Genomic DNA, 21,514 nt, shown 5'->3' with positions numbered 1-21,514 from the left:
GCATGAAAGTTGATGAGATGCAGATTAACATTTCAATTAGACGGCGCGAAGCAGGGCAGCAGTGCTTTGGCCCATTGATGTGCGATTCACACTCATGGCGAGTGAATTGTACAGTGGTCGAGACTGATCGCGAACCACGTTCAAGCGACAACCCGGATCGGGAGTTTCATAATTCAGGGTGACGGGCAACTCACGGTGATGCATCGCCAGAATTGAACCAGCCAGTTCGACTGCTCCGGTTCCTGCATCGAATTGACCGAAATAACTGCCTAAGGCAATCACAGAAAGTTTAGATGCTGCATTGCCCATCGCGCTATGGTATGCCGACGCTTCGACGAGGTCGTCCCGTTGTGTACTCTTACCATGTGCGTTGATATGACCAATTTCTTCAGGTCGAATACCGGTACGACGGATGATTGAATTGATGGAAGCAACCAAACCAGCACCGGGATTTTTCGGATCGTTTGTTCGACCATCGCAACCGGAACCAACTGCCATCAGTTCGGCGTAGATGTTTGCTCCGCGTCGGACAGCATGCTCGTAACTTTCAAGGACAAACACAGCAGCACCTTCACCGACAACCGTGCCATCGCGATCGCGATCAAACGGTCGGCAGGCTCGTTCTGGATCGTCAACTCGACGAGTCAGGCTTTCGAAAGAGTTAAAACGGGCGACATCGAAAGGATCGGTCGCTGAACTGGCTGCTCCAACAATCATGCAGTCGGCAGCCCCACGTTGAATGGTTCCCATCGCTTCAGACATCGCGAGCAAAGCGGAAGATTCTCGACTCGTAATCGTATTGTTGTGACAACGAGCATCGTGTTCGATGGCGATATGACAGGCGGGCATATTTGGCAATTGACGCAGCAACCACAGCGGCGGAATTTTTCCCATACGCTCTTCGCCCCAGCGATCAAACTGATCGAGCTGATTTCCGCCTCCATCATTCCTGGCAGCTGCGACGAGTTCTTCTGGAGTTGAGGAAATGTGACCTGCACCAAAAACAACGCCGAGGCGATTAGGATCGACCTGCCCGCTTTTCAGACCTGCATCTTTCATGCTCATGCTGGCTGCGGCAACGCCGAGCTGGACATCACGACTCATCACTTTGATTGATTTGCGATTGTAGATGTAGTCGTAGGGATCGAAATCGTGGATTTCCGCCCCAATTTTAGAAGGCAACCGAGAAGAGGGGACGGATTTTAAGGGGCCCACACCGGATCTGGCCTCAATCAGGCTTTTCCAGAATGCCTGCTTTCCGATCCCGATTGGAGAAACGACACCGACGCCCGTAATAACTACGGGGCTTACCTGATGTGATATCATGTCCAGCCTGACCCTGTGATATGCGTCTGCACATCTCTGCGAAAACGTAAATGTTTCCCGACGGCTAAAATGGCCGTCCGCATCACGGATTGATCAAAACGTCATCCTGGCTTGATCGATCCAAGCTGCGCCATTTCCGACTGACAATTCATTGGTCCCATGTCAGACAAAAATGTGATTTAAAGGTGTGTTTCTTGGCAATTTTCCTTCGTCCTAACCGCATGGAGTGCAGCTATTAAAGGAAATTATCCATTCAATGGTGTGGCTTAATCGTTTGGTCAAACAATTAAGTCGAGTGAGGAATAAGTGAGAGGGCGTCCGTGAACTCCCAGCCAAATTCAGTTTCCTGTCCGGTCATTGGTCCCTTATCAACCAGCAGGAATAATCAGCATAAACGTGTTGGTGAGTCACCCAATCAAAGACCCCTCTTCAATTGGGAATTTACGACACATCGACAAACTTTTACTGATACCATATTTCACTCTAAATCCTCTATTGTGTCAAGCCTGAAATTGAGGATTTTGAGAGTTAGAAGGTCAAAAACTGCGGTTTTGAGCATCATCTCAATCACAGGGTTATTACTCATTTTGTATCCCTGCTGTTATTGAGTTTAGCTTGCTTTCCTACTCTGGTGATGTCAGTTTTTCAAGAATATTACTGGATTTGTTCCCAAATGCATTCAGAGTAATATCTCGTGTGTCTTCGCTGGTAGACAAAAAATTGATCTCCAGGCGGTCGTCAGGAAGAGATTCCGTGAACCGATTGGACCATTCCACGAGGCAGATCCCCTGCCCTTCAAACAGTTCATCGGCTCCAATTTCTTCCAGTTCATCTTCCGTTTCGACTCGATACAAATCGAAATGATGCAGCAAATAATCTCCCAGATAGTGTTGCACGATGACGTAAGTCGGGCTGTTAACACTGTTAGGATCAACACCCAAAGTCTCGGCAAACTTTCGGACAAAGCAGGTTTTGCCGGCACCTAACGATCCATTCAGGCCAATCACCAACCCGGGTTCCACCAACACTGCCAATTGCTGAGCCAGCAATTCGGTCTCGCGAACAGACGAACTTTCCCAGGGAATCGATTTTAGTAGATTTGAATTATTCATACGGCAGTCGGCAGTTTCAATTTTATAGTGCGGAAAGTTTTGGACATTTTTTCGAATATGCAATCACGTCCACTCGGTCGCGTTTTTACTTGTCTTATTGTCTTCAATCATCACGAGTTCGATGTTTTTAGCAAACTCGGTTTTCCCGGGAAAGTGGGGACGTTATGCTGACCACTCACATCAAGCATTCATGATGTCTCAATTCGATGTTCTCACTTCGCAAAGTTTCAAAGGGTCACCATGCTCAGCACGCATAATGGTCGGATCGCGATGACGTTGTTTGTCATCTATTTGATCTTTTATTCCGGATTCATGTTAATCAATATTTTTACACCTCAATGGATGGAATGGACTCCGCTGGCGGGAGTGAATCTGGCGATCTGGTATGGTTTTGGTCTGATTGGCTTAGCTATCTTTCTGGCGTTTTTGTATGGCTCGCTCTGTCGCCCTGCATCCTCAACTTCAGTTGACAACAGTAAGGAGGGACAGGCATGATTTACGAACCTTCCGTACTCGCGGTCGTCGTCTTTTTTGGATTTGTGGGAGTAACTCTGGGACTGAGTTTCTGGTTGGGTGGAAAAGCAAAATCCTCAGCCGGTTATTTTGCGGCTCATGGGCAAATCCCCTGGTTTGTAAACGGAGTCGCGTTCGCAGGAGATTATCTCTCAGCCGCTTCGTTTCTCGGCATTTGTGGTATGATTGCCTTTTATGGATATGACGGATTCCTCTATTCCATCGGCTATCTGGCAGGCTGGATTGTCGCATTATTTATTGTGGCCGAGCCGATGAAACGTCTTGGCAAGTTTACGTTTGCCGATGCTCTCAATACACGATTCGATTCTCCCGGAATTCAGGTCGTCGCTGGAATTAGTACCCTGGTGGTCAGCATCTTTTATCTGATTCCCCAAATGGTGGGAGCCGGGGCGCTGGTGACACCATTATTGGGCTTTGATCATTGGGTTGGTGTGGTCATCGTTGGCGCGACCGTCATTTTAATTGTGGTGACAGCCGGAATGGTTTCGACGACATGGGTGCAGTTCTTGAAAGGATCGCTCCTCGTCTTTTTCTCTGCGATATTGACGATCATGCTTCTCTATCGCGGTTTTACAGTCGATGATGGAGGAAAAGATGGACATGCCTTCCGGACGTGGGGGCCTTTTGAACAATCTCAGTTAGTTGATAACTCGACTCTCAATCAAAATGGTAGCTGGACAATCGTAGAACAGTCTCCCGCCTGGAAAGAGACTGATTTCCTGCGAATCAAGGAGGATGCGAGTGGCGCCATTACGGTCTGGCATCGAGTCGAAAAAGAGGAAGGTCTCTACCTGGTCGAAGCTCAGTCGATTGCCGATGCAGCCGATGGGCGCACGCTGATAAACGGTTTGCCTAAAGGAAAAGGGGAAGGTGAAGCGGTTTTGCATCCTGTGGGATATTTGTCGGAACTTCCAGATGGTGAGAAGTCGACGGAAGGAGTCGGCCCTCTTGAATTCTTCAGCACTTTGCAAAAAAGCAAAGTTATTTTATGGCCTAAGCAAATTGTGCGTGATGGCGATGAAGTAACGACCGTTTATTATCAGAAAGAGACTGATGGCAGTCAGGTGTTGCGACCGGGAGAGCATCCTCGGTTCAAAGGAATTCGCAGCGACAATTTGATTGATAAACTGAATTTTCTCTCGCTGATGCTGGCCTTATTTTGCGGAACCGCGTCTTTGCCGCATATTCTCATCCGGTATTACACTGTGAAAGATGAAGTTGCTGCCCGCAAGAGTACGATTGTCGGAATTGCTTCGATTGGGTTCTTCTATGTGCTATCGCTTTATATTGGATTGGGAGCAATGACGAGCGGTGCTCTCGATGTGACGAACAGCAATATGGCGGCTCCATTATTGGCACGAAGTATCGCCGAGTGGCTGTTTGCAGCAATTTCTGCAATTGCGTTCACGACTGTTCTGGGAACGGTGAGTGGTTTGATTCTGGCTTCAGCCGGAGCAGTGACTCACGATTTAGTGGGACGATTTGTCTCGACTCCCCTGACAGATTCCGCTCAAGTCCGGCTGGCGAAACTTTCGTCGGTCGGGGTGGGAATCATTGCGATTGTTCTGGGAATTGTCTTCGAGAAAATGAATGTGAGTTACCTGGTAGGCTGGGCTTTCAGTGTAGCCGCTTCTGCGAATCTGCCTTCACTGGTTATGTTATTGTTCTGGAAACGAACAACGAAAGAGGGCGTGATCACTGCATTGATGGTGGGAATGATCAGCTCACTGGGTTGGATTTTACTCTCAGAAGATACTTACACACAGGTGTATGGGCTCAGCGCTCAAGAGGCTTTGGTACCATTCAGTCAGCCAGGTATCGTCACGATTCCGCTTGGATTTCTAACTTTAATTCTGGTTTCTCTGATTACACAGCCTAAAGCCAACGTTGAGAAATAATTGTCATTGAAAAAATAAACGAGCAGTTTCCATTCAAGGAAACTGCTCGTTTTACTACCAACTGAATTCATATCCACCACCTTGTTTGATTAGCGACCAGGACTGGATTCTGATTTTCCCTCATTATCGGTTTAATCGTTCGTTGCCGAACTGATATTTGCGGCACGAGGTTTGGATCTACTATGAGGCAGTTTAGTTTCAAAGCGAACGACTTCCTCAAAGATCTCCTGAAGATGATTTGTCACTCCAGCCAGTTCACTACCACGATGAATGGCTGGATCAGGACATTTCTCTTTAATACGTGATTGAAGTTCTGCTTGCAGTGAAGGCCCCTCATGACGTGTGTATCCACTCATTACCAGAGACTTAATCAACTTGTCTTTTCGTTGATCCAAGTTTGATTGATCGCCCTGCAAAGTCTCGCAACAAAGGTCTACTAACGCATTAATTTGTGATTCACATTGAGAATTCATATTACTCATTTGTCTCCCTCCAAAGGTGTATCGATATCGACGCCATCATCTGTCGTCGGGTCTATATCTACAGGTTCATTTCCAAAATTGACTTTGGGAGCCTGCAGTTCATTTTTTTGAATCATCCGTTGATTCGATATTTCTGTTTTAGCCTGAAGCTAATAAACTAACAGATCTTAGTATCAAAATTCCTTCAATATATTGCATAGTATTCCCCTCTCATCGTTTCCTTGAAATGATTGACCCACATGCTGTTCAGTAGTGATATAGAAGTTTAACGCAAATCATATGCCGTTAGATTGGAATCGACCTCAATTCGGGATTTCAGTACTATTTTGATTGGAAAATCATTCCGGCTATGTCGGTTATCTCTTTAAATTGTCAGGAAGTTTTAATTATGGCTGATTCGCAATCGATTCTGGTCTTTGAATCGGATGATGAGCAAGCAGTGGAATTGATCGCTAACTTTTTGAATGAAAAAGGTGTTGGAGCTAATGTCATTGAAAATCAGCCCGATATACCCCAGGGCGATGCTTTTGGCATGACGGTTACTGCGTATGCAGGGGCGGAGAGTTCAGGACGATACGAAGTCCGCATTAAAGATGCCGAGCAATTTGAGCAGGCGAGGATTCTACTGACGAAACACACAGAAGAAATTCTTAGACGAGCTGACCTGGTGCAGATTCAAGCCTCTGAAGTTGTCGTGGAATGCGATGACTGTTCAAGATCAAATGTCTATTCGGGCACACTGCAGGGAACCGTTCAGGAATGCGAACACTGCGGCTCGTATCTCGACGTCCCCGGCGGAGAAGATGATTACGACTGGTCCATCGTCGATGAAACGATCTCAGAAGATGACGAAGCGGCAGAATTGGACGATGAATCCGATGCATGGGGGTGATAATGGGCCGGATAACATTTACTGCAGAGATTGAACAATCACAGGATCATTGAGATCCAGTCGATACAGAATTTGATTGTAATCGTATCTTGGAGTCGCTTCCGGATTGCCCGAGAATTGCTGGGTATAAGTCCCCTCAAATAGCAAAATTGGGGAATCGGCGTCAGTCAACTCCGGGTGTAATCTTGGATTGTAAAACGTGTACTTGTTATGTGTAACCACTTTGATCGCTCCATCCCAGGGTCCGGTTGGATGATCGGCTTCTACATACCAGATTTCTCCAAGCTCGGATTCTTTTCCATGATTCTGAGTGAAAACAGCAATCCATTTTTTGCGATAGTCATTCCAGGCAATCGAGCCACGATGGACATCAATCGATTTGTTGCCATCGGCTGCAGTTACCGTTTTCTGGGGCTCCAAATATTCCCAGGTCTCTGGATTGCTCCAGGACTCAAAAGTCGCTGGCATTTTTAATGAAGGAAACGGATCTCCAAAAAACAGCCATTTCTTGTGTGTTGCATCTGTCCAGAAAATCGGATGGCCATCGTGGGCTAATAGCGGCTTGGTAGTTTCTTTCGACTTGGTCCAGAGAACTGTGTGATGGTCAAACTGCTCGGTTTCATCATTCCAAACGCACAGTCCACTCTCGTAGGCAGTCAACGGCGGTTGAATTTTCACATAGGCACCAACAAGATGCTGCTTGCCATCTTTATCTGACAATGTTGTATATCGACTGATCCAGGTCGGGCCTTTGCCGGGGAACTGGGCCACTCCCCGTGGTTTGCCGCGATTGTCTCTGAAATAGTTGTATTCCAGCCGAACAGGAGGCTCAAAAGTCTTTAGCGGATTCAGTTCCGAAGTCGCGCTGGTCATATGAAAGATACCCAAAGGATATTCCGGAACCACAGTATCTCCCCAGGCCCAAAAAAGCTTTCCGTTGTATTGAGAGATTTGCACACTGTCAGAACCAAGAACTCCAGACTCTTTCCAGTCGAGTTCCTTTCCCAGCTTTTGACTCTCGGCGAAGATCCCAGCACCGGTCAAACGACCCAACCGTTTTGCGGGTAATTGTCGATGCACTTCGATAATCAAAGTTTCACCCGGTCGAGGAGTGAGTCGTACGCCGCGATTTCCAAATCCATCCGGCTTCACACCGTAGCCGTGCCCTTCAATGGAGAACCAGGTTTCCACATTCATCAATTCGGGGAGATCGAAGGCAATACGTCCGGCGTTATCGGTCACAAAACGAACTTGGTGATTTGTTGTGAGTTCGACGAGAGGAACAGGCCATTGATTCTGTGCATCAATGACTTGGATTTCACAGGGTTCGATGGCGAGGGAGTATGCTTGCAGGTTAAGAACTATTAAGCCCGCAAGCAGTGCTATTTTATATAATCGTATTTGATTCATGTAACTCTCGATGTCTTTTGATGAACAGCGATAAAGCACTCTGGGGGCTGCGCAACGACCCCAGCCACCCGAGACCTGATAATTGGGAAATTCAAATTTCACACAATGATCGTGAGAAAAACCGAGTCCTGACTGACTCGGCTCGCCTGAGACTTGCTGAATACTACCTGACTGTCTGCAACAATTCCTCGGCATCAATCCGGTAATTACCGTATTGAATCGAATAGTTATCGTTGAACCAGGTTTTGCGTTGTTCGTTAAATTCCTGGGTGACATCCACCTCAGGTCGCAGGAGTTGACCGGGGCGCTGTGATTTCAATTCTCCATCTTCTGCGATCAAATTGCCCGCTTTATAAACAAAGCGTGGTCTCTGGAACATTTCCGTGATGTTTTCTTGAGGTGCGTAGATTGTCAAATCGGCATCTGCTCCATAACCGAGGTGCCCTTTCTCATTGAGGCCGAGAATCCGAGCCGGAGCCGCTCGTGTAAGGATAGCAACTTCCGAGAGAGAATATTCTCGATCCAGGTCCCACAGCGGTGATCGATCTGCTAGATTTTCCGGCATACGGCCAATCATTTCTTCACGATAAGCTCGATCCATCAGCAGATGAATCATTTGCGGATATTTGACGAAAGCTCCCCCATTGGGGTGATCGCTGCTCATCGCAATTTGCCAGGGATCTGGCATACGGAGATACCATTCCAGACCAATCGCCCATTGGGTTGCGTGGACCAGATTTCGATAAGGTTTGAATCGCCCGGGGATCACGCCGCAGCTGGCTTCGTGTTCGGTATCGGAAGTGAACCAGCGTCCGCCGGTGAGCCTTTGCAAATGCTCAGCAAAGGGGGCATCGCCGGTAATCGTCATCGCCTCGCCGGGAGATATGTGACCAACATCAACGGTAATTTCAGGATGTTCGCTGACATAATCGACCAATGGTTGCACGGAGGAGGTGAAGGAAGTCGGATCGTCGGCATCACCGCCGTAGCTGTGAAATTGAATATGGGCAAAATGACCACGACTCCCTTCAAGAGCCTGCATTGTTTTCAGTGTTGTTTCCCAGTTCCCGGGATAGCCAAGGTTATTGCAGTGAATATGAGCGGCATGAGGTAACCCCAGCGTATCGACTGCAGCGGCCAGACTCTTCACGATTTGTCGCGGGGACACGCCAAATTCCCCAACGGGAGCATCCAGTTCGTGTAGCGACTTTCGGCTGATCTGTTTCCAGTTTTCAACTCCACCCGGGTTGACAATCTTCACGCCTTGCGCATGAACAGAGGAGAGCATCCAGCCGACATATTCCTGCAGAGCATCTCCCCTACCCTCTCGAATTTGATCCATCACATAATGATTATTTCCGAAGAGCGTCAGAAAGGCTTTATCAATATAGGGTGTGAGAGAAAACTCATGATGAGCCAGCCGAGCCGTCAATCCGGGGATGGCGGCATCGACTGCTGTTGTATATCCCATACCAGCGAAAAGTTGCCCTGTCGCCGAGCAGTTGGGAACGATTGGAGAGTCCATTACCGAAGCAGAATTGGATCTTCGACTTCCACTCATACCAGCCAGAAATTGCCGGGCATGATTCACCTTCGGGCCAACAATGTGACAGTGCATATCGACACCGCCTGGCATCACGATTAAGCCCGATACATCTTTTTCGACTGTATTCTCTGGCTTTTCCGCAGGTGGAGCAATCATCACACCACTCTGAAACCAGAGGTCGTGAACTTCTCCATGCAAATCATTCGCGGGATCGTAAACTCGTCCCCCTTTGAGGCAGTAATAAGTCATGTATTTATTTCATTAAGCTGTAGGTCAGGCGGTGCCTGACGTGAATAATCTTGGGCGTCTAATTTCGTCAGGCAGTGCCTGATCTACACTTTTGATTTTTGGGGGGCGACTCTAGTTTCCTTCTGATGAAACTCATGATCGCTATTAAGCACCATGATTTTCTGCCAGATTTTTCGGGAGAGTCCTGTCGTTAAGGATTCCAGATCATTAACCGCTCCCACGGCCTGACTATCCGGAAACTTCTCGACATACAGAGCCGCCACTTTTCCGGTCAGAGAAAGCAGTTCCGTACAATAATCGAGGTATCGCCCCAGTTGAAAGCGTGTGTATTGCCTTTTGGGTGAGGACGCGGTGTCTTCGCCGTCCTGCCAGTCGAGAACTCGTTCGGGATCTTTGGTCAGTTGGTGCATGTCGATAATATGTGCGACCGATCGCAATCGATGAATGGCGGTTAAAGCCCGCTGTCTTTTCATGCGGTTTTCGATGGTAATCAAAAAGAATATTGCAGCCCCAATCAATATGACATCGTTGATTCCTGCTTCCATCAATGTGATGATTTCAGACGCATCGGGTCGATCCGCCTGCCATTCGAGATAGCTGAATCCAAATCCGGCAACGAAGATTATTGCTATTATGATGACATAGGTGAATATCCGCAGTCCCCACATCGGACGGGCAATTGCCTGAGCGGTTTTGCGAGCATCTCGCGTAATAATGTGCAATTCGTTGCAGACATCGGCCAGTCCAGCAGCTGGGAATCGCTCCTGAATCCTTCTGTGCAACTGCGAAATCGTCTCCAGGATCCGATCGGGATTCAGATTATCGTACTGAGAATTGGTTGAGCTGAGATTTTGCTGTGTCATTACTCACGAAAATTCGATAAAAAACGAATCGGAATACCTGTCCGATTAATACAGGCTTTTTCTCTTTGATCACATCATCAATTTTCTATTGATAACGCTCTCCTTTCAAGCAGGTTCAATAAGATGGTAACGGACTTCAAGAATATTCGCAGTTTTCTGTCCTGTTTTTTTATAGCAATGGGACTGCTCCCCGTGATATCGCTTCAGGCAGCTGATCCGTATGAAGCTCAGCGGGATTATCTGACCAGAGAATACGTTGAAAAAGAGGGCATTACAAACAAGCGAGTTCTTGAAGCGATCCGGCAAACTCCGCGGCATCTCTTCGTACCAGCTTCGGTTCGAGAGCAGGCCTATACCGATCAAGCCCTTTCCATCGGTCATGGTCAGACGATTTCTCCCCCATTCATCGTTGCCTACATGACGGAAGTTCTCGATCCTCAACCGACAGACAAGGTTCTTGAAATTGGTACGGGGAGTGGATATCAGGCAGCCGTACTTTCGCCACTGGTGAAAGATGTCTATTCGATAGAAATCGTGGAACCTTTAGGACGCCGAGCCGCTTCGACTCTCCAGCGACTTCGATACAAAAATGTGCACACCAGAATTGGTGATGGGTTTCAAGGCTGGAGCGAACATGCTCCGTTCGACAAAATCATCGTCACCTGTTCTCCTGAAAGCATTCCCAATCCGCTTATCGAACAATTGCGTGAGGGAGGCAAGATGATTATTCCTCTCGGAGAACGCTATCAGCAGGTGTTTTATCTGCTGGAAAAAGTCGATGGGAAACTGGTCTCTCAACCATTGCAGCCAACTCTGTTTGTGCCGATGACGGGTCTTTCCGAAGAAAAACGCCGGGTTCTCCCCAATCCTGCCAAACCGGAACTGATTAATGGAAGTTTCGAACTCGATGAAAACGGCGATGGATTTATGGATGGATTTCACTATCAACGCCGGTTGACTCGCATGAAAGGCGATGCTCCCGATGGGGATTATTACGTGGAGATTGAAAGCTCGACACCCGGCGAAATTGCCCAGATGCTGCAAGGATTTGCGATTGATGGTCGAGAGGTGAAATCACTACGAGTTGCACTCGACATTAAGCTGGATGACTGGATACCGGGAAAAACCTTTTATCAGCGACCGGGCATGATCATTCATTATTACGATCAAGATCGTCGACCTCTAGGCTCGGATACGATTGGCATCTGGCCTGTCAGTGAGAACTGGAAACGCATTGAACATCGGGTGAGCGTACCTGGAAAAGCGCGTGAGGCGATTGTACAAATTGGTCTGAATGGAGCCGTCGGAAAAGTTGCTTTGGATGACATCGTGCTGCAGCCTGGACCGTAATCGACTTCGATAAAAAGTTGGAATAGAATCTGATACAATTTTGGCTGACGGTGTCTTCTCTGGACACTAAAACAGAAAAGATATCAGGGATTCCAAGCCATTCTCACCACTTCTCAACAGATCGAAATCAAAAACGCCCGTACGCATAATTTGCGAGGCGTTGACGTCACGATTCCGCATGGCAAGTTCACCGTCATAACTGGCGTGAGTGGATCGGGGAAAAGTTCGCTGGCATTTGAAACACTGTTTGCTGAAGGGCAGCATCGTTTTGTGAGTACACTGGCCGGGCGATCACGTCAGATGCTCGATGCACTGCCCCGCGGGAAGGTCGATGAAATTCTGGGAATGTCGCCTGTCATTTCTGTGCCTCAGAAACGGCCAGCTGCCAGCGCTCGCAGTACTGTCGCGACGATGACTGAAGTGCTCGATTACCTGCGGCTGATCTACTCTCGATTTGGAACCGTTCATTGCCCCGATTGCCACGTTCCGATTCAGGCTCAAACTCCTGAAAAAATTGTCGATCAGATCTCAGGCTATCCAGAACGAACAAAAGTTCAACTTCTCGCACCCCTGTTGAGAGATCGAAAAGGTGAGCATCGCGATCTTTTCGAGCGAATGAATCGGGAAGGATTTGTCCGGGCCAGGATTGATGGTGAAGTTCTTGAAATTTCAGAATGCCCGCCGCTCGATAAGAACAAACAGCATTCGATTGATGTCGTAGTCGATCGATTGATTATTAAACCTGATATCAATCAACGACTGACCGATTCAATTGAACAGGTTCTCCGTTTAAGTGAAGGTGCCTGCCTGGCTCTGATCGACCAGAAAGGTGAAGTCAGCGAGCAATTGTTTCATCGCGATTTGAACTGTCCGAATTGCAATCGAAGTTTTCTGCCACTGGAGTCGCGTTCGTTCAGCTGGCATTCTCCGCATGGGGCATGTCCGACTTGCGAAGGAACGGGACAATTCAAAGAAAAAAGATGTCCTGACTGCCAGGGAGAACGCCTCAATTCCGTATCGCGGCACGTTCAAGTTCAAGAGACTTGCTTGCCGGATTTACTCAAGAATTCGATCACACGATCTATCAATTGGGTCGAAGAGTTTGCCAGCTCTCAGCAGGACGGAAAACAATCGGTACAGATGTCACTTTGTGATCCGTTGAAGCATCGACTGCAGACGCTGGTGGACCTCGGGATCGGATATTTGAGTCTGGATCGAACGACTGACACACTAGCCGGCGGAGAAATTCAACGGTTACGCTTGGCTCGCTGTCTGGGGACACAATTGCAGGGAAGTTGCTTTATTCTTGATGAGCCGACAGCCGGATTGCATCCTCGTGATGCTGCTCAGCTGATTTCGATTCTGGTCGATCTGACAAAAACTGGGAATACGGTCGTTTGTGTTGAACATCATTTGGATGCGATCCGTGCAGCCGACCATCTGATTGAGTTTGGCCCCGGTGGCGGCATTCACGGTGGCGAGATACTCTATTCAGGATCGCCAGCAGAACTCTCAAAGCATCATGCGACCTCAACGGCACGAGCCTTAAAGGGCGAATTTGAAAAAAGACTAGAGAAGAGAATCGTTTCAAATTCGAATTCAGGTTCGATCCGTCTGGAAGAGGTTTGTCTTCACAATCTGAAAAATGTCTCACTGGACTTGCCACTGGGGCAATTGATTACCGTCTCCGGCGTGAGCGGGTCTGGTAAAAGTTCTCTCATTCTTGATGCACTGGCTCCGTTACTGAAAGAGGCGATTTCAAAAGAGAAATCGACCGTCCACCAGCGTGGACTTGGGAAACTGCAGATCGAGGGGACTATTAGGAAGTTGCAGGTGGTGGATCAATCGCCGCCGGGAACTTCATCCCGCTCCTGCCCTGCGACTTATTTGGGCGTCTGGGAGGAAATTCGTCGACTCCTTGCGAAAACGCGGCTATCAAAAATCCGAGGTTTTTCTGAAAAACGCTTTACCTTCAACTCGGCTGCCGGGACCTGCGAGCGGTGTCAGGGATTGGGAGAAATCCGCCTACGGATGTCCCTGCTGCCGCAAACGGAAGTGGTTTGCTCGGAATGCCGGGGTAAGCGATTCAATGCTCAGACACTGGCCGTCAACTATCGTGGACAATCGCCGTTCGATTTACTGGAAATGACAATCGAAGAAGCTCTTGAGTTCTGGTCGGAAATCACATCGATTTCAGCGGGATTAAAACCATTGGTCGAAATCGGGCTCGGCTATTTGAAAATGGGACAACCAGCCAGCACGCTCTCGGGGGGCGAGGCACAACGCGTTAAACTTGCCAAGGCGATGTCCGAGGAATTCTCAGAAGGATTGTTCATTCTGGACGAGCCGACGAGCGGTTTGCATTGGGCAGATGTCGCTCTGTTCATTCAGGCTCTTCGAAAAATTCAGGCAGCCGGAAACAGTATTATTGTTGTCGAACACCATCCGCTCATGCTGCAAGCCGCAGACTGGCACCTCGAACTGGGACCGGGAGCGGGCGAGTTGGGTGGAGAGATAATTAAAAATGCTTCTGCCAGCTCACCCACTTAGTATGAAGTCGATTTGACAAACTCATCTCAAACGTAAACATTCCCAGTGAGAAACTTTACGAACCGAATAACCTTAAACAGATTTAATAGATCACTTTATGCCCAATATTTTAGACCAGTTGAATCAGAACACCGTTGCCTTTGACCTGAGTGATCGAGATGAGATCACGTTGACAGGGCGCGATCGAGCGACTTTTCTGCATGGATTTACGACGAATGACATCAAAAAATTGCAGCCCGGTATGGGCTGTGAAGCATTTGTGCCGACAATCAAGGGGAAGACGCTAGGGCATCTCTTTATATTCGCAACTGAAGATCGGCTCCTGCTTGATACGGTTCCCGGAGCGGCTGAAGTTTTATTGCCACATCTGGATCGTTATTTGATCACCGAAGATGTGCAGCTATCAAATACAACATCGGATCGATCGTTATTTTTGATGGCTGGAAAAACAGCAGAGAACACGATGACTGAGCTTTCTGAAGGAGCCGACAGTCTGGCTTTCAATCACTGGAAGCCGATAGAGCATTCAGAATTGACAGGATCGATTCGCAAAGTTGACTGGTTAAACGAGTCTGCTTTTCAGATTTCAGTTCCTGCTGACGACCGACAGAAAATCATTGACTGGTTCGGAAAACAGCAGATTTCTGTTTGTCCCAATGAGGATTTTGAACGGGTCCGAATTGCCAGTGGTTTTCCAATGTTCGGACAGGATTTTTCTGAGGAGAATCTTGCCCAGGAAGTCGATCGAACTTCCCAGGCGATTTCCTTCACCAAAGGCTGCTATCTGGGGCAGGAACCGATTGCCAGAATCGATGCGCTCGGGCATGTCAATAAACTAATACGAGGATTCCGTTGCGAGAATACAGATTCGTCAATCCAACCTGAGAAACTCATAGGAGCAAATTTGATAGCCGAAGATTCAACAGAAGCAAAAGTCATCGGCGGGATCACCTCAGCAGCTCAGAATCCAGATACCCACGAAATCCTGGCGATCGGCTGGGTTCGCAGAGAATTCGCTGAACCGGATACAAAACTTGTCGTTATGATTGATGGTCAGACGATTCCCGTACAGGTTCGATAACATCATAATCAAAAAATTGAACCGCAGATGAACGCGGATAAACGCAGATATAAAGATCCGTGATCATCTGTGTCCATCCGTGGTTCCCATAATTTTAAGTCAATTATTATACCTATCAGGTACAGCCTGACCTACAGCTTTTTCTCTTTAACTTGGCGTCTTGGCGGTTCATTTCATTCATTTTCTCTGAGGTTCCTCTCGTGTTTTTGCGTTTGTTTCTATTGTTCACTCTGGTGCCTTTTGTCGAGCTGGTGATTTTGCTCAAGTTGAGTGAAATGCATGGCTGGGTGACAACGATTTGTTTGATTATTGTCACTGGCATCGTCGGAACGATCCTCGCCCGGCAGCAGGGGTTTGAAGTTTGGAATCGGATTCATTCCGAGTTGAATGCCGGGAAGCCGCCGACGGATTCGTTGATGGATGGTTTGATGATTCTGATCGCAAGCGCGCTGTTAATCACGCCGGGAGTGCTGACCGATATTGTTGGATTTCTGTTACTCTTCCCGCCATTTCGTAGTGTGCTCAGGGCACGAATGAAGGCTTATTTTACTCGCAGTGGAAGTTTCAAAGTCTTTACGCAATCGCCCGGTCCCTCTGCAGGACAGCAGACTTCATTTGATCAGGCTCAGACAAACCGTCCGACGCACGATGCTTCTGGTCGCGAAATTATTGATGTCGAATTTACGAAGAAATCTTCTGAATGAAATTCAGCAATAGGTCAGGCACTGCCTGACGAGATTAGACGTCCAAATTTACACATTTCAGGCAGTGCCTGACCTATACTAAAATAAATGTCTTGGATGTAACACATGCGGATTCTTGTGACGGCTGGCCCTACTCGGGAATATATTGATGATGTTCGCTATATCTCGAATGCGAGTAGTGGGCGGATGGGTTATGCGATTGTGCAGGCGATTCTGCATGCTGGTCATGAAGCGATTCTCGTGAGTGGCCCGGTTTCGATGACGCCGCCTGTTGGTTGTGAATATCACGCGGTCGAATCGACCGAGCAAATGATGCAGACCTGCCAGGCATTGTTCCCGACTTGCGATGGCGTCATTGCAGCCGCGGCTGTCTGTGATTATCAGCCGAAAAGTCGTGTGAGTGGAAAGATTTCAAAAACCGGAACCGCCATCACCCTCGAAATGATTGAAACTGATGACGTGCTGGCTGCCCTCGGAAAAATGAAAGATGGTCATTGGATTTTAGGATTCGCGCTCGAAGCTCAAAATGAACGCGAGAATGCTCTACAGAAACTTCGTCGCAAGAACTGCAACTGGATTGTGCTGAATCGCCCGGAAGCGATTGCCGCTGAAAATAACACGGTCGAATTGCTGGATAATACAGGCCAGACGGTTGCTCACTGGACAGGTCTGAAAACAAAGATTGCAGAGGATCTGGTTGCGTGGCTGGAAGTGAATTCTGGTCAGATTAAGTAACTGAGTTTTTTGCAAATTCCAATGATTACAAGCACGAAGCGCAAGCGAGTGTATTCTTGGGTGTTTAACACACTCGCTTGCGCTTCGTGCTTGTATCGCGGGTGCATTAGTTGCAGGTCACTGATGTTTTGCAAAATTCCAGTAAGTCACGATAACGCAAACCATCCAAAATGATATTTAACACAATGATCGTGAAAACACCCGAGTCATGACTGACTCGGCTCGCATGTCGAACTTTATTCCGGCAGGTATTTCATAAGTTGTTCGACGACTTCAGGATTCTGGTCGGCAACATTTTTATTCGCATCCAGATCATCGGACAAGTCGTAGAGTTCGACGCGATTTGTATTAACGACCTGCTTATTGGACTCGACGATCATACGATACTGATCGGTTCGAATCGTGATCGCTTTGCCCCAATAACTCAGCGCGGCTTCTCTCACCTGAGTGGCTTCCCCGGTTATGATCGGTCGCAGGGAACGTCCATCCAAAGGAGCATCCGTTTTTGGAAATTCCGGCTGGCAATAATCGACGAGCGTGGGATAAAGATCGACTGTTTCCGTCAATGCTTGAGTTGTTTTGCCGGGGGAAGTTTCACCCGGGATTCTCATCATCAACACGCTGCGGTTGGCTCGTTCGAGCGGGGAATGTTTTCCCCAGATTTGTTGTTCGCCGAGATGCCAGCCGTGATCGCCCCAGATGACGACAATTGTGTTATCGGCCAACCCCGATTCTTCAAGAGTTTTGAGAACCCGTCCCACCTGACGATCGACATAGCGAACACAGGCGTAGTAGGCTCGCCGTGAAGTTCCGATTGCCTCTGGCGATAACGGCTGTGTTTTTTCAAAAGGAGCATTGTATTTGTAGAACTCACCGCTCTTATGCCAGTAGCGGGAATCGGTTTTGTCGTAGCCTTCAGTTTTGAAATCCGTCTCCGCGAAAGCGTCCCAGTCCTGTTTTGTGGCGACAAATGGCAGATGCGGTTTGAAGAAGCCCAGTCCGAGGAAAAATGGTCTTTCCTGACTGGCGTATTCTTTTAATTTTTCAGATGCGGTTTGAGCCATTAAGCCATCGGGCAGGTCGTTATCGTTTTCGACGATGAATTCCATCAGATCTTTATCCCCCTGCCCACTTTCGCGATTCCGTCCGTTGGCGTAAGCAAAGAAAATCCCCCAGCCCCGTTTCCAGGGACCGAACGGTGTCGCCAGTTCATCCCAGGCATTCGGCAATTCGTCACGGCCATCTCCCTTGCCATTGTATTCGAAGACTCGGCCGTCGGCAGTATGAGAGATTTTTCCGATGCAGCAGGTTTGATACCCCGAACGTCGGAAAAGTTCCGGCAGTGTTTGTGCCCCGGCCTGCTGTTTCTGTTTGAAAGCGGTCGGCCCCGCATAAGCGGCGGAATTAGAACGGGTGACTCCACTGGATGCCGGGCTGCGTCCTGTCAGTAAAGCGTAGCGGGAAGCTCCACAAGTTGCGACTTGCACATAATGGCGATCGAACAGTAAGCCGGTGGATGCGAATTGATCGAGATGAGGGCTCTGGGCATTTTCGACGCCATAACACCCCAATTCGGGTCGTAAATCGTCGATTGCGATGAACAGAACATTGTATTGATTGCCCCCTTCACTTGATATCACTTGCATAGGAGTGATTAGAAAAATAACGGCTACCACCAACGACATCGAAATCGATAAAATCTTGAGCGAATTCGCATACATTATTTTATGTAAGGTTGAGTGCATTTTTGAAATCCTGTTCGCATTTGAGTCATTATCTGATCAGAATGGGATCGTCATCCCAGAGACATTATGCAATTTGCTCGCCGAATGATCCACCTGCTCTGAATTTCCACTGACTATGCGAATCCTGCTTCTATCCGATATTCATGCTAACTGGACCGCTCTTCAAGCAGTCCATCACGCAGAGCCCGAATTCGATGCCTGTCTCATTCTAGGAGATCTCGTCGATTTCGGTCCGCAGCCCGATAAAGTGATTGAATGGGCGCGTCAGAATGCAACCCTCGTCATTCGCGGAAATCATGATCAGTCGGTCGCCCAGTTTATACAACCTCATAAAAATGAAACCATGTGGCATCGTCTGAGAAATTATTCTCGGATCCTGCACTGGCAAAATCTCTCCGCCGAAAATCTCGATTATCTCTCAAGACTTCCAGTTCGAAAATACTGGACCTGTGAAGACGGGAGATTTTTGTTGATCCATGCGACCCCATTCGATCCGCTGCACGAGTATTCGACAGATGAAAAAGCATTCTGGAAACTTCGCCTGCAGGGAATCGATGCAGATTTTGTCTGCATCGGACATACTCACCGACCTTATGGCGAATCCATCGGCTCTGTGAAACTGATCAATCCGGGAAGTGTCGGGCAGCAGAAAGCCGGAGAATGTGTGGCGAATTATGTTGTGATTCAGGACGGCCATCCGGAATTCAGACAGATCCATTTTGATATCGAAGAATTGATTGCGGAATTTGAGGCAGCTGGATTTGAACAGGAGATGCAGCAAATTGCCCGCAAAGTTTATACTAAAGGATTCACACTTGAGGATGCTGGGATCCCCAAAAACGCTGGATGACTCTCATAACGAGGCGAGATAAGGCACGAACAGAGAATGATTATGGGGGATTGACCGTTTTCTGATGGGCTTAAGTAGCATACAATTCGTTAAAGCAGGGTCTATATGGGGCCATATCCCGTGTGAATGTAGCGAATTTTCCAACAATTTCGGGTTTTCTGCGTAGGAATTGCCAAGGGTGGAGAAAGTCGTTGCAGACTCGCTTAAACTCCGTCTAAAATCAGGTAGGTCATCCATTCGTTTGAAGATGACTCTGATGAGATTTTATACGATTATTCCCAATGGAGCAGGTCTTTAATAATGTCAACCATGGCACCTGACACTACGTTCACCCCCCAGGATTTGCAGGCCAACGAATTCGATTATCGACCGACCCCCGTAATCGTCCCGGTAGCCGTTGTGCTGGGATTGGTTTCCGCCTCTTCTTTGCTGGGAATTGTCGGTGTCATTCTGGCAGTCATTGGTTTCGTCGTCAGTCTGGTTGCCGTCTGGACAATTGCGACATCGGACGGAGCATACAGTGGAAAATGGGCTGCTCTGATTGCGATGATGCTCTCACTGGTGTTTGGGATTGCTGGAATGGGGTCCCAGATTTATGCTTATTCAACTGAAGTTCCAGAAGGTTATCGGCGGGTCAGTTTTTCTCAGGAAATTTCCGCCAAAGGTTTCGCTGTAGAGGAAGGGAAAATCGGGTTGCACCCCGATGTCGCCAAACTGGTTGATAAACCCATCTTTCTGAAGGGATATATGTATCCCCAGCGACAGACGAAAGGATTGTCGCAATTTCTACTTCTCAAAGACACGGGCGAATGTTGTTTTGGCGGTCAACCGAAGCCGACCGACATGATTCTCATCAAAATGCAGGACGATGCAGGAGCCAACTACTCTCAGGGACGCGTTGCTGTCGCAGGAACGCTGAAACTGACTTCCGACACGACTCCGGAAGGTTTGCAGCCGGTTTACTCCATCGAAGCCATCAAATGCGAAAACTCCCGTTCAGCCTTTTAGTCACAGTCGCGTTTTCGTGTGCATTGATCTGTGGTTGCAATTCCTCAGAGAACACTGAGTTTCGCGAATTTTCCGATCAGGATCGCATCAATTCGCTGGAAACAGAATCCGCTGGCACTTCACCAGATGCAATTCCTGAATCGACCTCCCAGTCGCCAATTGAAGTGGAAGTCGCTGCTTCGTCAGCTGAGGAAGGAAGCCCTTCACCTGATTCAGAGCCGATTATCGTCCCCATGAGCACTGCTCCTGAAGTCGCAGAGCTGGGATCAAGTTCTAAGAAACCAGTATCTGATGACGCCACAATTGCTAAAGTCTTGCCCGCGAATGCCGAAGTCATGTCTCCTGCTTCGACATCCTCTGCCAACCCTGCCGAACGAATGGCCCCACTGGAACCGAAGTTGTTGATCGCAGAAAAAACCTTTCAAATAGAAGGTCCCAATCAGGCGTTACGAGTCTCATTTGACGATATCGACCTGCTGAAGGTGCTCAATATGGAGCCCGTCCCGGAAAATGCACCGGAAATGTTTCCCGACTGGCTGAAAAATCTCGACGGGAAGCGTGTTCTGATTCGTGGCTTTATGTATCCAACACTTTCAAAAACCGGAATCACATATTTTCAGCATGTGCGGGATAACGAAATCTGCTGTTTTGGTCGCACGCCTAAAATATACGATCGGATTTCAACCATCCTTCAGGCTGGCAAACCTGCTGAATATATTCAGGGGCGACCCTACGATGTGCTGGGCACATTGCGAATGGACCCTATTTACGAAGATGGAGAATGGCTGCAACTTTATTTGCTCGAAGATGCCATCGTGTTAGATAAATAAGCATGAATTAAAGGTTCTGGACTTTCCGCTTCCGCTTTGGGAACCGTCAATTTTGCACATAGTAATGCTGTAGATCACATAGACTCGTCAGCGTCTATCGATTCTGGTATCCTGTTGGCAGTAAGAATCTTATGACACTTTCGTGGTCAGTCGTACGATACAAATCGTTCGGGAATCGCTTGCAGAAGTTGTCAATATTTTTATTGTTTAGACCCAGAGTTATTCGAAGCAGGTTCAAAACAGATTTATCAACGCAACGAATCAACTCATTGGACGTGATACGCCTGTCTGTGATTTGAATCTTATTTCTTCGTTCAGTTGATGACCGACTATTAACTCATACTAAAAC

At 48.0% G+C, this 21,514-nt stretch carries 18 protein-coding genes; 11 read left to right on the top strand and 7 right to left on the bottom strand.

The window, feature by feature from the left end; all coding sequences use genetic code 11:
• Window positions 1-36: 36 nt before the first annotated feature.
• Both Pan54_RS09225 and tsaE read right to left on the bottom strand, forming a co-directional pair.
• Window positions 37-1,326 (bottom strand): beta-ketoacyl-[acyl-carrier-protein] synthase family protein, encoded by a 1,290-nt coding sequence (locus tag Pan54_RS09225; RefSeq protein ID WP_146503206.1) that lies wholly within the window; start codon window positions 1,324-1,326, stop codon window positions 37-39.
• Window positions 1,327-1,949: 623 nt separating this feature from the next.
• On the bottom strand, window positions 1,950-2,438 hold the full coding sequence (tsaE, locus tag Pan54_RS09220) for a tRNA (adenosine(37)-N6)-threonylcarbamoyltransferase complex ATPase subunit type 1 TsaE (RefSeq protein WP_146503205.1): 489 nt from the start codon (window positions 2,436-2,438) through the stop codon (window positions 1,950-1,952).
• Between the two features lie 240 nt (window positions 2,439-2,678).
• On the opposite strand from tsaE, the gene Pan54_RS09215 reads away from it, so the two are divergent.
• Both Pan54_RS09215 and Pan54_RS09210 read left to right on the top strand, forming a co-directional pair.
• Window positions 2,679-2,933, top strand: coding sequence for a DUF485 domain-containing protein (locus Pan54_RS09215; protein ID WP_146503204.1), 255 nt, complete (start codon window positions 2,679-2,681; stop codon window positions 2,931-2,933).
• A complete protein-coding gene (locus tag Pan54_RS09210; RefSeq protein ID WP_146503203.1) occupies window positions 2,930-4,870 on the top strand; it encodes a sodium/solute symporter in 1,941 nt (646 codons plus the stop codon). Before Pan54_RS09215 ends, Pan54_RS09210 begins: the two co-directional genes overlap by 4 nt.
• A gap of 131 nt (window positions 4,871-5,001) precedes the next feature.
• On the opposite strand, the gene Pan54_RS09205 is transcribed toward Pan54_RS09210, so the two are convergent.
• Window positions 5,002-5,352, bottom strand: coding sequence for a hypothetical protein (locus tag Pan54_RS09205; RefSeq protein WP_146503202.1), 351 nt, complete (start codon window positions 5,350-5,352; stop codon window positions 5,002-5,004).
• Between the two features lie 388 nt (window positions 5,353-5,740).
• Here Pan54_RS09205 and Pan54_RS09200 point away from each other — a divergent pair, with 388 nt between their 5' ends.
• On the top strand, window positions 5,741-6,244 hold the full coding sequence (locus tag Pan54_RS09200; RefSeq protein ID WP_146503201.1) for a hypothetical protein: 504 nt from the start codon (window positions 5,741-5,743) through the stop codon (window positions 6,242-6,244).
• 18 nt (window positions 6,245-6,262) lie between these two features.
• On the opposite strand, the gene Pan54_RS09195 is transcribed toward Pan54_RS09200, so the two are convergent.
• The 3 genes from Pan54_RS09195 to Pan54_RS09185 all read right to left on the bottom strand — a co-directional run bounded on the left by Pan54_RS09195 (window position 6,263) and on the right by Pan54_RS09185 (window position 10,312).
• Window positions 6,263-7,654 carry a DUF4185 domain-containing protein gene (locus tag Pan54_RS09195; protein ID WP_146503200.1) on the bottom strand — a complete coding sequence of 464 codons (1,392 nt, stop codon included), beginning with the start codon at window positions 7,652-7,654 and terminating at the stop codon, window positions 6,263-6,265.
• A gap of 163 nt (window positions 7,655-7,817) precedes the next feature.
• Complete coding sequence (locus tag Pan54_RS09190) at window positions 7,818-9,449, bottom strand: formylmethanofuran dehydrogenase subunit A (protein ID WP_146503199.1); 1,632 nt, start codon at window positions 9,447-9,449, stop codon at window positions 7,818-7,820.
• Window positions 9,450-9,532: 83 nt separating this feature from the next.
• Complete coding sequence (locus tag Pan54_RS09185) at window positions 9,533-10,312, bottom strand: hypothetical protein (protein ID WP_146503198.1); 780 nt, start codon at window positions 10,310-10,312, stop codon at window positions 9,533-9,535.
• A 123-nt stretch (window positions 10,313-10,435) separates the two neighbouring features.
• On the opposite strand from Pan54_RS09185, the gene Pan54_RS09180 reads away from it, so the two are divergent.
• The 5 genes from Pan54_RS09180 to Pan54_RS09160 all read left to right on the top strand — a co-directional run bounded on the left by Pan54_RS09180 (window position 10,436) and on the right by Pan54_RS09160 (window position 16,732).
• Entirely contained in the window at window positions 10,436-11,662 is a 1,227-nt protein-coding gene (locus tag Pan54_RS09180) for a protein-L-isoaspartate(D-aspartate) O-methyltransferase (RefSeq protein WP_242631269.1), read from the top strand.
• A 150-nt stretch (window positions 11,663-11,812) separates the two neighbouring features.
• On the top strand, window positions 11,813-14,212 hold the full coding sequence (locus Pan54_RS09175) for an excinuclease ABC subunit UvrA (protein WP_146503197.1): 2,400 nt from the start codon (window positions 11,813-11,815) through the stop codon (window positions 14,210-14,212).
• 97 nt (window positions 14,213-14,309) lie between these two features.
• Complete coding sequence (ygfZ, locus tag Pan54_RS09170; RefSeq protein WP_146503196.1) at window positions 14,310-15,293, top strand: CAF17-like 4Fe-4S cluster assembly/insertion protein YgfZ; 984 nt, start codon at window positions 14,310-14,312, stop codon at window positions 15,291-15,293.
• Window positions 15,294-15,493: 200 nt separating this feature from the next.
• Entirely contained in the window at window positions 15,494-15,997 is a 504-nt protein-coding gene (locus Pan54_RS09165) for an FxsA family protein (protein ID WP_165441684.1), read from the top strand.
• 105 nt (window positions 15,998-16,102) lie between these two features.
• Entirely contained in the window at window positions 16,103-16,732 is a 630-nt protein-coding gene (locus tag Pan54_RS09160) for a phosphopantothenoylcysteine decarboxylase domain-containing protein (protein WP_146503194.1), read from the top strand.
• A 236-nt stretch (window positions 16,733-16,968) separates the two neighbouring features.
• Here the strand turns inward: Pan54_RS09160 and Pan54_RS09155 are convergent, their stop codons facing one another.
• Window positions 16,969-18,477, bottom strand: coding sequence for a sulfatase (locus Pan54_RS09155; protein ID WP_242631268.1), 1,509 nt, complete (start codon window positions 18,475-18,477; stop codon window positions 16,969-16,971).
• 115 nt (window positions 18,478-18,592) lie between these two features.
• Here Pan54_RS09155 and Pan54_RS09150 point away from each other — a divergent pair, with 115 nt between their 5' ends.
• The 3 genes from Pan54_RS09150 (at window position 18,593) to Pan54_RS09140 (ending at window position 21,165) form a co-directional block, all read left to right on the top strand.
• On the top strand, window positions 18,593-19,327 hold the full coding sequence (locus Pan54_RS09150) for a metallophosphoesterase family protein (RefSeq protein ID WP_146503193.1): 735 nt from the start codon (window positions 18,593-18,595) through the stop codon (window positions 19,325-19,327).
• Window positions 19,328-19,636: 309 nt separating this feature from the next.
• Complete coding sequence (locus Pan54_RS09145) at window positions 19,637-20,335, top strand: DUF3299 domain-containing protein (RefSeq protein WP_165441683.1); 699 nt, start codon at window positions 19,637-19,639, stop codon at window positions 20,333-20,335.
• Window positions 20,308-21,165 carry a hypothetical protein gene (locus Pan54_RS09140; RefSeq protein WP_146503191.1) on the top strand — a complete coding sequence of 286 codons (858 nt, stop codon included), beginning with the start codon at window positions 20,308-20,310 and terminating at the stop codon, window positions 21,163-21,165. The genes Pan54_RS09145 and Pan54_RS09140 overlap by 28 nt, the downstream gene beginning before the upstream one ends.
• Window positions 21,166-21,514: the final 349 nt, after the last annotated feature.

Source organism: Rubinisphaera italica, from assembly GCF_007859715.1.
GTDB lineage: Bacteria > Planctomycetota > Planctomycetia > Planctomycetales > Planctomycetaceae > Rubinisphaera > Rubinisphaera italica.
The sequence above is the reverse complement of the archived record's forward strand: the minus strand, read 5'-3'. Positions and strand labels throughout refer to the sequence as shown.